This is a genomic window from Streptomyces sp. NPDC016469, from assembly GCF_040632905.1.
Taxonomy (GTDB): domain Bacteria; phylum Actinomycetota; class Actinomycetes; order Streptomycetales; family Streptomycetaceae; genus Streptomyces.
The window spans coordinates 1-15,194 of record NZ_JBEYCQ010000006.1 but is presented as its reverse complement, the minus strand read 5'-3'; the positions used below and the strand labels follow the sequence as shown (position 1 = coordinate 15,194).

Here is a 15,194-nt window from a genome sequence, read left to right as displayed (position 1 = left end):
GGCGGCGGGGTACAGTGCCCGGCGGCATTCCGGCCGTCCGAGGAGGAAACGTGACCGACACCAGCGAGGCCCGGCCCGCGGACGGCGGAGCGGCCGCGGCGCCGCCGAGCCGGGTGCGGCGGCTGATGCGTTACGTCCCCCTGGTCGCCCCGGTCCTGCTGTGGGCCGTGCCGTGCTGGGTGCTGCTGTACGCCGGGCAGCACTGGCCGCTTCCCGTCACCGTGGGCGGCACCTGTCTCTTCGCGCTCGGCCTCGTCACCATGCCGCTCGCGATGGTGCGGGGGCACGGGAGGCGGCAGCGGGACCGGGCGGCGATCGTCGGGGACAGCCTGCTCGGGTCCGTCTGGGTGCTCTTCACCTGGTCCGTGCTGTTCGGCGTCCTGCTGCGGCTCGCCCTGACCGTGGCCGGGGCCGGCGACGGGCAGGACCGGGCCAGGATCGTCACCTGGTCGGTGCTCGGGGCCGCCGCCGTCCTGCTCGGATGGGGTTACGCCGAGGCGCGCCGGGTGCCGAGGGTGCGCCGGGTCGAGGTACAGCTGCCGCGCCTGGGGCCGGGCCTGGACGGGACACGGGTCGCCCTCATCACCGACACGCACTACGGGCCGCTGGACCGGGCCCGCTGGTCCGAGCGGGTGTGCGCGGAGGTCAACCGGCTGGAGGCGGACCTGGTCTGCCACACCGGTGACATCGCGGACGGCACCGCCGACCGCCGCCGCGCCCAGGCCGCGCCGCTCGGCACGGTGCGCGCCGCCCACGCACGCGTCTACGTCACCGGGAACCACGAGTACTACAGCGAGGCGCAGGGCTGGGTCGACCTGATGGACGAGCTGGGCTGGCAGCCGCTGCGCAACCGCCACGTGCTGCTCGAACGCGGCGGCGACACCCTCGTGGTCGCCGGTGTGGACGACGTCACCGCCGAATCCTCCGGCCTGGCCGGTCACCGCGCGCACCTCGCCGGGGCGCTGGAGGGTGCCGACCCGGACCTGCCGGTCCTGCTCCTGGCACATCAGCCGAAGTTCATCGACCGGGCCGCCGAGGGCGGCGTCGACCTCCAGTTGTCGGGCCACACCCACGGCGGCCAGATCTGGCCCTTCCACTACCTGGTCCGCCTCGACCAGCCGGCAGTCGCCGGGCTGAGCAGCCACGGCGACCGCACGCAGCTGTACACCAGCCGGGGCACCGGGTTCTGGGGCCCGCCGTTCCGCGTCTTCGCGCCCAGCGAGATCACCCTGCTGGTGCTGCGCTCGCCGGAGGGAACGGCCCGGACCGCCGCGTCCTGACCGGCGCCCGGTCGTGGCGCCGCTTGTCGCGATCTCGGCCGGTCCCGCAGACTGCACACGGCCGGAGACCGACGCCCTCCGGCGGCTGAGCAGGGGTGACGGGGGTGCCGACGGTGTGGCAGGAGATGGCGGCGGCCGAGATGGCGCCGGACGACCGGTTCGAATGGTTCGAGCAGGTGGTGTCCGACGTCCTGCTTCCCACGGAGTTCCACGCCGCGGACCCGGGCGGTTTCGACGCGCGGGGCGGGATGCTCGGTCTCGGGGCCGTACAGCTGGCGCGGTTCAGCTACGGGCCGCTGCGGTCGCGCAGGACCCCGGCGCTGATCCGGAGGGGGGATCCGGAGCAGTACCAGCTGGCGCTGGTGACCCGTGGCTCGGCGTGGTTCGCACAGCAGGGCGGCGAGGCCGAACTGGGCGTCGGCGGCATGGCGTTGTGGGACACCTCACGTCCGTACGAGTCGGGGTCGGGGACGGACGGGCGCGATGTCGAGGTGCTCGTCCTCCAGATACCGAAGGCCCGGATGCCGTTGCCGTCGCAGCGGGTGGACCGGATCCTCGCGCGGAGTGTCCCGGGCGACGCGGGGATGGGCGCGATCCTGGCCGGTTTCCTGACGAACCTCGCCGCTACCGGTGCCGACTGCTCCCCCCAACAGCTCGGCGCGCTGGGCGAGATGGCCGTGGACATGGCCGCGTCCTGCCTGGCCGACCGGATCGGCTCCTCCCCGGTGGAGGCGCCCGCCGAGCTGCGGGCGCACGTCCTGCTGCGGCGGATCAGCGCCTTCATCGACCACCACATCGGGGACCCCTCGCTGTCCCCGAGTCTCATCGCCGCCCGCCACCACCTCTCGCTGCGCAGCCTGCACGCCCTCTTCCGCGACCAGCCCGAGAGCGTCGCCGCGATGATCCGCAGCCGCCGGCTCGACGGCTGCCGCACGGACCTCGCCCGCCCCGAGCTGCGCCGGCGACCCATCCGGGCCGTCGCCGCCCGGTGGGGCTTCACCGACGCGACCGTGTTCAGCCGGGCCTTCCGCGCGGCGTACGGGATGGCACCGCGCGACTACCGTGCGATGGCCATGCGCCCGGCGGACGGGGCCGGTCAGGGCGCCGCGTGGTAATAGCGGGTGCAGGACTCCACCATGCCGTCCTCGGCGATGCGGAAGAAGTCCACGAAGCGCACGCACGTGTCATCGGTGCCCTTGCCGAGGCGGCGGCCCGCGACCACCACATTGCGGGCGTGCGCGACGATGTGGTCGATCTCGTGTCGGGCGGGTGACCCGAGGTGGTCGCGGTGGGCGTGCAGGAACGCGGTCCGGCCGTGGGCCGCCGGGGCGCCGGGCAGGTCCAGGGCGACGTGGTCGTGGAGCAGCGAGGCGCACGCGTCGAGGTCGCCGGCGTCGAGGTATTCGTAGATGAGACGGACGTGGTCGGTCCCCGCCGCGGTGACCAGATCGCCCCCGGTGTACGGGGCGCTGCTCGTCCAGGCGTCGGTGTGCATGGACGCCTCCTTTCTCCTTCACCCGGCACTCTTCCGGGCCGCGCCAACCCCCGCCTATCGCGCCGCTATTTCGCCGACCGGTCACGCTGGGCATGCAGGATGGACAGATGCGTGAGGATTGTGAAAACTTTGGGGACGTTGATCCCGGAGTATCAACGCGCTTACGAGCTGGGGGTCTCGGTGGCCGAGGGTACGACGCACACGGTCCAGGATGCCCCCGGCGCGGCGAGACCGCCCTTCCAATTGCTGGGCCCGCTCCAGGTACGGGGCAAGGACGGCCCGCTGCGGGTGCCGCCGGGGCGGCAGGAGGTCATCCTCGCCGCGCTGCTGCTCGAAGCGAACCGGGTGGTCAGCACGCATTACCTGGTGGACCTCATCTGGGAGGACAACCCGCCGGAGACCGCACGCACCCAGGTGCAGATATGCGTGTCCCGGCTGCGGAAGCTCTTGGCCGGTGCGGACAGCACGGTCTCCATATCGACCCGCCCGCCGGGATACGTCCTGCACGTGGACACCGGGGATGTGGACTCGCTGCTCTTCACCGGCCTGGTCGCGAGGGCCAGGCGGCAGCGCGACGAGGGCGAGACCGAGAAGGCGGTGGCGCTCCTGAAGTCCGCGGTGGCGCTGTGGCAGGGGGACTCCCTGACCGGCCTGGACAGCGGCCCACTGGCCAACAAGGCGCGCCAGCTCGACGAGGAGCGGCTGAGCGCCGTCGAGCTGCGGATGGAGCTGGAACTGGAGCTCGGCCGGCACGACCGGCTGGTGGGTGAGCTCCAACTGCTCACGCATGAGAACCCGTTGCGGGAACGGCTGCGGGGCCAGCTGATGTGCGCCCTGCACTGGTCGGGCCGGCAGGCGGAGGCGCTGGAGGCGTTCCGGGACGGGCGCCGGATCCTCGACCAGGAGCTGGGGCTCGAACCGGGCCGGGAACTGCGGCGGCTGGAGGCGGCGATCCTCGCCGGTGAACTGCCTCCGCCGGTACGGGGACAGGAGCCCAGGTCCGCGAGCGGCGGTGCTCCCGAGCCCCCCGCACCCCGGCGGCCCGCCGACGCGGCCGGGCGCGCCGCGCCCCGTACCGACACGGCAAGCACCGGTACCCTGAGTCCGCAGCCGGCATCCGGGCCCGGCCAGGACGCCCCCACCCCCGCCGAACCGCAGCCCCACGACACCCGGCCGCAGCAACTGCCGGCCGCCACCTCGGACTTCGTGGCCGACGAGACCCAGCTCGCCGCCCTGGAGAAGGCGCTGACCGGTGGCCGGGAGCGCAAGGCGGTCGGTCTCGCCGTGATCACCGGGAAGCCCGGCACCGGCAAGTCCACGCTCGCCGTGAATCTCGCGCACCGGCTCGCGGAGACGGGATTCCCGGACGGCCAGCTGTACTGCGATCTGCGCGGCACCGGCACCCCGGCCACCACCGCGGAGGTGCTGGGCCGTTTCCTGCGGGCCCTGGGCATCCCGGGCCAGCTGATCCCGGACTCGCTGGACGAGCGAGCGGAGATGTACCGCACCCGGCTCGCCTCCCGCCGCCTCCTGGTGGTCCTGGACGACGCCGCTTCGGAGAGCCAGGTGCAGCCGCTGCTGCCGGGCAGCCGGGACTGCGCGGTGCTGGTCACCAGCCGGGCGCGGCTGACCGCGCTGCCGGGCGCGCACCGCGTGGAGCTGGACGTCCTGGACGAGGAGCGGGCGCTGAAGCTGCTGTCCCGGATCATCGGGGAGGAGCGGGTCGAGGGCGAGGCCGCGTCGGCGGAGGCCCTGGTGCGTACGGTGGGCCGGCTGCCGTTGGCGCTGCGGATCGTGGCCGCCCGGCTCGCCGCCCGCCCGCACTGGACGCTCGCGTCGATGGTGCACCGGTTGGCCAACGAGCGGCACCGGCTGGACGAGTTGGCGCACGGAGAGATGACGATGCGCGCCAGCCTGTCGCTCTCGTACAACGGCCTGGCGCCCGAGGACCGGGGGCTGCTGCGGCTGCTGTCCATGGCGCGCACCCCGACGCTGCCGGGCTGGCTGGCGGGCTCCCTGCTGGACGACGACCGGCCCGTGCCCTCGGACCTGCTGGAACCGCTGGTCGACATGCAGATGCTGGACGTGGTCGGGGTGGAGCGGACCGGCGGCTACCGGTATCAGTTCCATGAGATCATCCGCGTCTACGCGCGCGAGCAGCTGGCCGCGCAGGACGCGCCGGAGCTGCGCCGGGACGCACTCGTCCGGATGGCGGGCGGCTGGATGTATCTCGCGCAGGAGGCCCATCGCAAGGTGTACGGCGGTGACTTCACCGTGTTGCACGGCGACGCGCCGCGCTGGGCGCCGCCCCCGTCATGCACGAGTGAGCTGCTCGCCGATCCGCTGGCCTGGTTCGACGCGGAGCAGGGCGCCCTGTGCGGGATGGTGGAGCAGGCCGCCGACGAGGGCCTGCACGACGTCAGCTGGAATCTGGCGACGACCCTGGTCACGTTGTTCGAGGTGCGGGGCCATTACGACCTGTGGGAGCAGACCCACGTACGGGCGCTGGCCGCCGTGCGGAAGGCGGGCAATCTGCGGGGCACCGCCGCCGTTCGGGCCTCGCTGGGTTCGCTGTACATGAGCCGCAACGAGTGCGACATGGCGCGCCAGGCGCTGAGTTCGGCGCTCGATGTCTTCCAGGCGCTGGACGAGCCGCAGGGCGAGGCGCTGTGCCGGCGTGACATGGCCCTGATCGCGCGGACGAACGGGGAGGACGACACCGCCCTCGCTCTGTACGAGCGGTCGTTGGCGGACTTCGACCGGGCCGGTGACGTGGTCGGGCGGGCGATCGTGCTGACGCAGAGCGCGCACATCCGGATGCGCCGGGGTGATATGGACGTGGCGCAGGCGCAGTTGGACGAGGCGCTGGAGATATACGACGGGGTCGGCTATCTGGGAGGCAGGGCGCGGACCCTGCGCCGGGTGGGCCAACTGCTTTTGGAGCGGGGGGATCTGGATCTCGCGGTGCTGACGTTCACGGAGGTCCTGGAGCTGTGCCGGGATTCCGGTGACGTGATCGGCGAGGGGCATCTGCTGCGCGACCTCGGTCAGGCGTTCGTGCTGATGGGGCGGCCCGACCGGGCGAGGTATTTCTTCGACCGGGCCGTCGCGGCCCGGGAGCAGATCATGGATTTCAGCGGCGGCGCTCTGGCCCGCCTGGATCTGGCGCGGCTGCTCGGCGAGGAGGAGCCGGGGCGTTCCCGGGAACTGCTGGCCCCTGCGGTGGAGGTCTTCACGAGCCGGGGCATGAAGCGGGAACTGGCGGAGACTCGGCGGCTGTTGGGCGCCGGCTGAGTCCGGCGGGGGTCAGTCCCAGGGGTTGTTGTCGGTGGAGCCGGTGGCGCCCGGGGTGGGGGTGCTGCTGGTGCCGGCCGGCTGGGTGCCGGTGCCGGAGGTGTCGTCGGCCCAGCCCACCTGGACGCCGATGCCGGTGACGATCACGACCGCGACGGTGGCGAAAGCGGCGCGGAGGGCGTTGCGGGCGGTGGTGTTCCGGTTCATCGGACTGTCCCTTCGTCGGTGTTCCGTTTCCTTCTGGACACCACGTTAGGAAGAAGCGGATTCACGGCACCGCCCCCGCCCCTATCCCCCCGCTATCACGGCGGGAGCCCCTATCGCCGTCCCGGGCGGCTGCCTCTATCGCCTTATCCCGAGGGGCCGGCCCGGCCCGTGACGGCGTTGGCCTCGGGATGCCTCCCGGATAGGGCACGCGCGGAGGATTCCGGCAGCAGCAAGGCACGACAGCCGTCCCCCGGCATCCCGGACCGCAGCCGCTTCCGGGGCGCCCATCCCCCGACGAGCAGGAGTCCTTCCCATGACGCGCAGCCACCCCCCGCAGGACACCCCGGCCACCACCGCCCCGCTCGGTTCCCTGATACGCGGCCATCGGCTCCGTATCGGCCTGACCCAACGGGAGTTGGCGGACCTGTCCACCATCAGCGTGCGGGCCATCCGGGACCTGGAGAAGGGGAAGGCCCAGCGGCCGAGGACGGACACGGTGCGGCTGATCGCCGACGCGCTCAGACTCGGTCCCCGGGCCCGTGCCACGCTTGAGGCGGCGGCCCGGCGCGGGTCCCGGGCGGGCGGTGAGGTCCGGCGCCTGTCCATGGAGCGGGCCGCCCCGCCCGTGCCGCTGTACCCGCTGGTCGGGCGCGACGCGGAGACGGGTGTCCTGGTGGAGGAGCTGCGGTCCGGCACCGAACGGCTGGTCACCGTGGTCGGGTTGAGCGGTGTCGGCAAGACCCGGCTCGCGCTGGAGACGGCCGCCCGGCTGCACGATGCCGGGCTGCCGGTGCTGTGGCATTACGGTGACGGCGCCACCGCCGACTGCTTGCGCCCCGACGACGACCCGATGCCCCAACTCGCGGACGAATGCGCGCGTTTCCTGCGGGGCGGCGGTGTGGCCGAGGACGGGCTGCCCGAACTGGCGGACGCGCTGGCCGCCCTCGATGACGACGGCAACTCTTCCGTACGTGGCGCCGCCGTGCTCGTCCTCGACGGTGTCGACACCGCCGCCCTGGACTTCGGCCGCCTGAGCCGGCTCCTGCGTACGTTCCCGGGCCTGCGGCTGCTGATCACCGGTGAGCGACCCTGGAACGTGCCCGGTGAACGCCTGTTCCTGCTCTCCCCGTTGGAGGCCTCGGATCCCACCGCCGGGCAAACGGACGCGCCTGCCGTACGGTTCTTCCTCAGCCAGCTCCGCCGCGTGCGGCCCGACATCGTGCCCGATGAGCAGGCGCTCGCGGATGTGGCCTGGATCTGCCGCCGCCTCGACGGCCACCCGGCGGCGCTCGGTGCCGCCGCTTCCTGGCTCACGGTGTGCGACCTGTCCACCCTGCGGAACATCGTGGACTCCGACCCGGCCCCGCTCCTCGACCACCTGGCGGGCGGCCCGGACGGCTCCCGTCTCCAGGTCCGGGTGAGCCGCACCCTCGCCGCGCTGCCCGCCCCGTACCGGACGCTCATCGGCGTCCTGTGCGAGGGGGGCGACGGGGAGTTCCTCCTCCAGGACGTCGTGCGGCTCACCGGCCGCCCGCTGCCGGAGTGCGGCCGGCTGATCCGCGAACTGCTGGTCGGCGGCGTGATCCGGACCAGCGCGGACGGCGGGCGCTCGGCGTTCCGCGTGCTGTGCGTGGTGCGGGCCGCGGCGGGGGCGACGGCCGGGGTGTGACGGCTGGGTGTTGCGGCGGCCGCGCGCGGTGGGCGGTGCGCGTTGGTGCCACCCGGCGGTGGGCGCTTCCGTGCCTGCCGTTCGACTGCCGCCGCACCGCCGAACTGCTGGCCCTACCGCCGGAACAACTGCCGCTCGGCGCCCGGCCCCGGCGGTTGTATGGCACTGCTCCGCCCCCTCCCGCCGCTTCCCACAGGAGACCTCATGCCGTCCGACGCCACCGTCGCACCCGCTCCGGCCGCCTCCCGGTTGCCGCTCTCGGAGGCCCAGCGCGACATCTGGACGGCGCACACCCTGGACCCCACCGGCCTGAAGTACAACGTCGCCGAGTGCCGGGACATCCTCGGCCCGGTCGACACGGCGCTGATGGGCGCGGCCTGGCGCCGCCTCGTGGCAGAGGCGGACGTCCTGCGCACCCGCTGCTTCGAGGACGACGGCGAGCAGGTGTGGCAGCTGATCGACGCCGGCCCGGGCGACCGGGCGCTCGCGTACACCGATGTGAGCGGCGAGGCGGATCCGGAGGGGGCGGCCTGGGGTCTGGTGGACGCGGCGGTCGGGGCACCCTTCGATCTGACCCGCGAGTCCCCGGTCCGCTGCGCCCTGATCAAGCTCGCCGAGGACCGCTTCTTCTACCTCTACACCTTCCACCACCTGCTCGTGGACGGCGCGAGCGTGTCGATGCTGCTGCACCGGCTGGTCGAGCTGTACGAGCGGGCGGTCGCCGGTGAGCCGTGGGGCGACTCCCCGTTCGGCCGGCTGGCCGACCTGCACGCGGAGGACGCCGCCTTCCGGTCCTCCGAGGCGGTGGCCACTGAACGGGCCGCGTGGCGCGCTCACTTGAGCGGTGCGCCGGAGGCAGCGGCCAGTCTCGTCCGGGGCCCGGGCCGGGCGACCCCGTCCCGGGGGGCGCTGCCCTTCGCCCGGCGCACGGTCCTGGTCCCTGCGGCGGAGGCGGACCGGCTGCGCGCCGTCGCCCGGGCCGAGCGGGTCTCCTGGCCCGTCCTGGTGGTCGCGCTGTTCACGGTGTACCTGCACCGGGTCACCGCCCAGGACGAGCTGATGCTCGCACTCCCCGTGGCGGGCCGCACCACGAAAACCGCGCGCAACACCCCGGGCATGGCGTCAAACGTCGTACCGCTGCGCCTCCGGGTGGGCGCGGGCGAGACGCTGAGCGGCCTGGTCCGTGCGGTGTCCGCCGAGGTCAAGCACGGTCTGCGGCACCAGCTGACCCGGTACGAGGACCTGCGCCGGGACGCCGGTGCGCTCACCGGTGGGCGCAGGCCGACGGGTCCGGTGCTCAACATCATGGGCTTCAACGCGGACCTCACGGTGTGCGGCCACCCCACGGTGAACCACAACGTGAGCAACGGCCCGGTGGACGACCTCAGCGTCGCGGTGTACGACCTGGGCGCGGCGGACGGGCTCCGGATCGACTTCGACACACCGGTGGAGGGCGTCGACCCCGAGGCCGTCGCGGCCCACCAGGACCGCTTCGTCGCCTTCCTCACCGCTGCCGTGCAGGCCGTGGAGCCGGGCGCCCGGAGTGTCGCGGAGTTGGAGGTGCTGTCGGCGGGTGAGCGGGAGGTGCTGCTCGGGGCGTGGGCCGGGGAGGTGACCGACCGGGACGATGTGTCACTCGTGCAGCGCTTCGAGGAGCAGGTTGCGCGGGTCCCTGATGCGGTCGCGCTGATCGACGGTGAGCACAGCTTCACGTACGCGGAGCTGAACGCCACCGCCAACCGCTGGGCACGTGAGCTGCGCGGGCGCGGCCTCGGCCGGGGCGACCTCGCCGGCATCCTCCTGGAACGCGACGCCACCTTCGCCGCCGCGCTCATCGCCGTACTCAAGACCGGCGCCGGACACGTACTGCTCGACCCGGACTTCCCCGACGAGCGACTGCGCTGGGCGGCGGACGAGGCCGCCATCAGCCACCTGGTCACACACGCGGGACTGGCGGACCGCCTTCGGGGCGACTGGGTCACGTGTGTGGAGGGCCCGGACGAGGTGACGGGCCACGATGCGGGCAACCTCATGGTGCCGATCCACGGTGACGACCTTGCGTGCGTCATGTTCACCTCGGGCTCCACGGGCCGCCCGAAGGGCATCGTCTCCTCGCACCGCAACCTCGTATCAACGCTGGTCGGACAGACCTATCTGCCGACAGGTGCGGACGAGGTGTACCTCCAATCCTCCCCCATCTCGTGGGATGCCTTCAGCCTCGAATTCTGGGGGCCGCTGCTCCACGGCGCACGTGTCGTCCTGCAACCAGGGCAGAAGCCGGAACCCTCGCTCATCGCGGAGTTGGCCCCCAAGCACCGCGTAACGACGCTGCTGCTGTCGGCCAGCCTCTTCAACTACCTCACCGACGAACACCCGGAGACGTTCGACTCGGTCACGACCGCGTACACGGTGGGCGAGGCGGCGTCCCCGGTCCACGTGCACAAACTTCAGACCATCCGCCCGGGCATCGAGGTGGTCAACGGGTACGGTCCGGCGGAGGCGATGATCTACGCCACCACCCACACCATCGAGCCCGCCGACGAGCCCCACACCGCCATCCCCATCGGCACCCCGCTGGTCAACAAACCGCTCTACGTCCTCGATACCTCGCTGCGGCTGTGCCCGCCGGGTGCCACCGGTGAGCTGTACGTCTCCGGTGACGGCCTGGCCCACGGCTATCTCAACCGCGCGGACCTCACCGCCTCCAGCTTTGTGCCCAACCCGTACGGCCCCGCCGGGACCCGCCTCTACCGCACCGGTGACCTCGCCCACTTCGACCGCGACGGACGGCTGCACTACGAGGGCCGAGCCGACCACCAGATCAAGATCCGGGGCTTCCGCATCGAACCCGCCGAGGTCGAGGCCGCGCTGCTCACCCACCCCCACGTCACCCAGGCCGTCGTCACCAAACACCAGAACCAACTCTCGGCCTACGTAGTGACCAGCGGTGACCCGGTGGGGCTCCGGCGCCACCTGGCCGACCGGCTCCCGGAACACCTCGTCCCCGCCTACCTCACCCCGCTCGACCGCTTCCCCCTCATGCCGAACGGGAAGATCGACAAGCGTGCGCTGCCCGAGCCGGTCGCGGCGTCGTCGGGCGGTCGCGCCCCGCGCACCCTGCTGGAAGAGACCCTGACCGAGCTCTTCACCGGCACGCTCGACGTGCCCGGCACACTGACGATCGATGACGACTTCTTCCACCACGGCGGGCACTCGATCCTCGCCGCCCGCCTCACCAACCGGATCGCGCAGGTCGTCGGCGTCCGGCTGACCATACGGGACGTGTTCGAGAACCCGACCGTGGCACGGCTCGCGGAGAAGGTCGGTGCGGCGAAGGGCCTGCCGGCACTGCCTCCGCCGGCCGCCGGTGAGGGGTCCGGTGAGGGATCGGCCCCGATGTCGTTCGCCCAGCGCCGGCTGTGGCTGCTGGCAGACCTGGACGGCGGGAGCACCGCGTACAACGTGCCGATGGCCGTACGCCTGGAAGGCACCCTGGACTCAGACGCCCTGGAAGCCGCGCTCAACGACGTCATCGAGCGCCACGCGCCCCTGCGCACCCTGTACGAAACGGTGGACGGCGAACCGCGTCAGCGCATCCTCCCGGCCACCGAGGCGCGGTTGCGCATGGAGCGCCGCGAGGTGACCGCCGGGGAGCTGGACGACGCGGTGGCCGAAGCCGGCCGCCATGTCTTCGATCTCCGCAGTGAACTGCCGCTCTCCATCACGCTGTTCCGGCTGGACGAAACCACGCACCACCTGGTCGTCGTACTGCACCACATCGCGACGGACGGCCGGTCGAGCGAGGTGTACGTGACGGACCTGGCCCGTGCGTACGAGGCACGGGTCGCCGGGGCCGAGGGGCGGGTGTTTGAGCCGCTGCCGGTGCAGTACACGGACTACGCGGTGTGGCAGCAGCGGGTGCTGGGCGCGGCCGACGACGCGGACAGCGTGCTCTCCCGCGAACTCGCCTTCTGGCACGGCACCTTGGCGGGGCTTCCGGAGGGGCACGGTCTCAACCTGGACCGGCCGCGCCCCGCCCGGGCCTCGCACCGGGGCGGTGAGGTGGCCGTCGATCTCGGTGACGACCTGTTCGCCCGCGTGGGTGAGCTGGCCCGGGCCGAGGGCTGCACCTCCTTCATGGTGGTGCACGCGGCCCTGGTCGCAGCGCTCACCCGCTTGGGCGCCGGCACCGACCTGGCCATCGGCTCCCCCGTCACAGGCCGCACCGACGAGGCCCTGCGCGATCTCATCGGCTTCTTCGTCAACACCCTTGTTCTGCGCACCGATACGACCGGCAACCCCACCTTCCGCGAACTCCTGGAACGCGTCCGCACCTCCGACCTCGACGCCTTCGCCCACCAGGACGCCCCCTTCGACCTCGTCCTCGACACCCTCAACCCCACCCGCACACTCGCCCGCCACCCCCTCTTCCAGATCTGCCTCACCCTGGAAACCGGCGCACCGGTGCTGGCTCTGCCCGGTATGCGGCCGGAAGCCGTGCAGACGTTTGCCAACGGCTCGGCCAAGTTCGACCTGGAGTTCCTGCTCCGCACGGACGACGGCGAGGCCCTGCGCGGCATGGTCGTCTTCGCGGAGGACCTGTTCGACCGGTCCACCGTCGAGCGCATGGTGACCGTGCTCGGAGCGGTGCTGCGCCAGGCGCTCGCCGACCCGGAGGCGCGCATCGGGGACATCGATGTGCTGTCGGCGGGTGAGCGGGAGGTGCTGCTCGGGGCGTGGGCCGGGGAGATGACCGACCGGGACGATGTGTCACTCGTGCAGCGCTTCGAGGAGCAGGTTGCGCGGGTTCCTGATGCGGTCGCGCTGATCGACGGTGAGCACAGCTTCACGTACGCGGAGCTGAACGCCACCGCCAACCGCTGGGCACGTGAGCTGCGCGAGCGCGGCCTCGGCCGGGGCGACCTCGCCGGCATCCTCCTGGAACGCGACGCCACCTTCGCCACCGCCCTCATCGCCGTACTCAAGACCGGCGCCGGACACGTACTGCTCGACCCGGACTTCCCCGACGAGCGACTGCGCTCCGCCGCGACCGAGGCCGCGATCAGCCACCTGGTCACACATGCGGGGCTCGCGGCTCGCCTCGAAGGCGAGTGGGTGACGTGTGTGGAGGGCCCGGACGAGGTGGCCCACCACGACGCGGGCAACCTGGGTCTGCCGATCCAGGGTGACGACCTCGCCTGCGTGATGTTCACCTCCGGCTCCACCGGACGGCCCAAGGGCATCGTCTCCTCGCACCGCAACCTCGTATCGACCCTGGTCGGACAGACCTACCTGCCCACGGGCCCGGACGAGATATACCTCCAGTCCTCTCCCATCTCCTGGGACGCCTTCAGCCTCGAATTCTGGGGCCCGCTCCTTCACGGCGCACGCGTCGTCCTCCAGCCCGGGCAGAAGCCGGAACCCTCGCTCATCGCGGAGTTGGCCCCCAAGCACCGCGTAACGACGCTGCTGCTGTCGGCCAGCCTCTTCAACTACCTCACCGACGAACACCCGGAGACCTTCGACTCGGTGACCACGGCCTACACCGTCGGGGAGGCGGCCTCGCCCGTCCACGTACACAAGCTGCACAGCGCCAGGCCGGGCATCGAGGTGATCAACGGGTACGGTCCGGCGGAGGCGATGATCTACGCCACCACCCACACCATCGAGCCCGCCGACGAGCCCCACACCGCCATCCCCATCGGCACCCCGCTGGTCAACAAGCCGCTGTACGTCCTCGACACCGCGCTCCGGCTCTGCGCACCCGGGGCCACCGGTGAGCTGTACGTCTCCGGCGACGGCCTCGCGCACGGGTACCTCAACCGCCCCGACCTCACCGCCACCAGCTTCGTACCGAACCCGTACGGCGCACCCGGCTCCCGCCTCTACCGCACCGGCGACCTCGCCCACTTCGACCACGCCGGGCGCCTGCACTACGAAGGCCGCGCCGACCACCAGATCAAGATCCGGGGCTTCCGCATCGAACCCGCCGAGGTCGAAGCCGCACTCCTCACGCACCCCCACGTCACCCAGGCCGTCGTCACCAAACACCACGACCAGCTCTCCGCCTATGTGGTCACCAGTGGCGATCCCGTGGAGCTCCGACGCCACCTGGCCGACCGGCTCCCGGAACACCTCGTCCCCGCCTACCTCACCCCGCTCGACCGCCTCCCGCTCACCGCGAACGGGAAGATCGACAAGCGCGCACTGCCCGAGCCGGTCACGGCGGTGAACACCGGGCGTGTACCGCAGACACAGCTCGAAGAGGTGACGGTTGCCCTCTTCAGCCGGGTGCTGCGCGCCTCGGAGCCGGTGGGTGTGGACGACAGCTTCTTCGCCCACGGCGGTCACTCGCTGCTGGCGGCCCGCCTGACCAACCACATGGCCGAGGTGCTGGGTGTCCGGTTGACCATCCGGGACGTGTTCCAGCACCCCACGCCCGCACGCCTCGCGCAGTACATCGGCTCGCTGAAGGGGCGGCCCGCGCTGCCGCCCCTGGTCGCCGGGGAGGCGGGCGACGGCCCGGACAGCCCCGTCTCGTTCGCCCAGCGCCGGCTGTGGCTGCTCACCGAGCTGGACGGCGGGAGCACCGCGTACAACGTGCCGATGGCCGTACGCCTGGAAAACACCCCGGACGTCGATGCCCTGGAAGCCGCGCTCAACGACGTCGTGGAGCGCCATGCGCCGCTGCGCACCGTGTTCACGACGGGCGACGGCGAGCCGCGGCAGCACGTCCAGCTGGCCGATGGGGCCCGGGTCGCCATCGAGCGCCGGGCGTCCACGTCGGCCTCGCTGGACGGCGACCTGGACGCGGCCACCCGGCACCGGTTCGACCTCAGGACCGGGAACCCGCTGCGGGCCATCCTCTTCGACGTCGAGGACGGGCACACCGTCCTGTTCCTGCTCTTCCACCACATCGCGACGGACGGACGCTCGGCCGGTGTCTTCTTCGATGACCTGTCCCGGGCCTACGAGGCGCGGAGCGCGGGTGCGACCGCGAGTGTGCTGGAACCGCTGCCGGTGGACTACGCGGACTACGCGGTGTGGCAGCAGCGGGTGCTGGGCGCGGCCGACGACGCGGACAGCGTGCTCTCCCGCGAACTCGCCTTCTGGCGGGATGCCTTGGACGCGCTGCCGGAGGAGCACCGGCTGAGCCTGGACCGCCCGCGTCCGGCGGTGGCCTCGCACCGGGGCGGCCAGGTCGAAGTCGCCCTGGGAGACGACCTGTTCGAGCGCATCGGCGAGCTGG

The 15,194-nt window shown here is 72.3% G+C and carries 7 protein-coding genes; 5 read left to right on the top strand and 2 right to left on the bottom strand.

What is annotated here, in order from left to right; translation table 11 throughout:
* Nucleotides 1-50: 50 nt before the first annotated feature.
* Nucleotides 51-1,280: a metallophosphoesterase gene (locus ABZ565_RS08215; RefSeq protein WP_361022626.1), complete on the top strand. Its 1,230-nt coding sequence runs from the start codon at nucleotides 51-53 to the stop codon at nucleotides 1,278-1,280.
* A gap of 104 nt (nucleotides 1,281-1,384) precedes the next feature.
* The gene (locus ABZ565_RS08210; protein ID WP_361021954.1) at nucleotides 1,385-2,395 is read left to right on the top strand and encodes a helix-turn-helix domain-containing protein; all 1,011 of its coding nucleotides are present in this window, start codon (nucleotides 1,385-1,387) and stop codon (nucleotides 2,393-2,395) included.
* Here the strand turns inward: ABZ565_RS08210 and ABZ565_RS08205 are convergent.
* Complete coding sequence (locus ABZ565_RS08205) at nucleotides 2,377-2,775, bottom strand: nuclear transport factor 2 family protein (RefSeq protein ID WP_361021951.1); 399 nt, start codon at nucleotides 2,773-2,775, stop codon at nucleotides 2,377-2,379. The genes ABZ565_RS08210 and ABZ565_RS08205 overlap by 19 nt on opposite strands.
* Nucleotides 2,776-2,904: 129 nt before the next feature.
* Between ABZ565_RS08205 and ABZ565_RS08200 the strand changes: the two genes are divergently transcribed.
* Complete coding sequence (locus ABZ565_RS08200) at nucleotides 2,905-6,069, top strand: BTAD domain-containing putative transcriptional regulator (protein WP_361021948.1); 3,165 nt, start codon at nucleotides 2,905-2,907, stop codon at nucleotides 6,067-6,069.
* A gap of 12 nt (nucleotides 6,070-6,081) precedes the next feature.
* On the opposite strand, the gene ABZ565_RS08195 is transcribed toward ABZ565_RS08200, so the two are convergent.
* Nucleotides 6,082-6,276: a hypothetical protein gene (locus ABZ565_RS08195; protein WP_361021945.1), complete on the bottom strand. Its 195-nt coding sequence runs from the start codon at nucleotides 6,274-6,276 to the stop codon at nucleotides 6,082-6,084.
* Between the two features lie 313 nt (nucleotides 6,277-6,589).
* Here ABZ565_RS08195 and ABZ565_RS08190 point away from each other — a divergent pair, with 313 nt between their 5' ends.
* Nucleotides 6,590-7,945, top strand: a complete 1,356-nt coding sequence (locus ABZ565_RS08190; RefSeq protein ID WP_361021942.1) for a helix-turn-helix domain-containing protein — start codon at nucleotides 6,590-6,592, stop codon at nucleotides 7,943-7,945.
* Nucleotides 7,946-8,149: 204 nt separating this feature from the next.
* Nucleotides 8,150-15,194, top strand: a 7,045-nt coding sequence (locus tag ABZ565_RS08185; RefSeq protein WP_361021939.1) for an amino acid adenylation domain-containing protein, incomplete at its 3' end; no start/stop codon positions are given.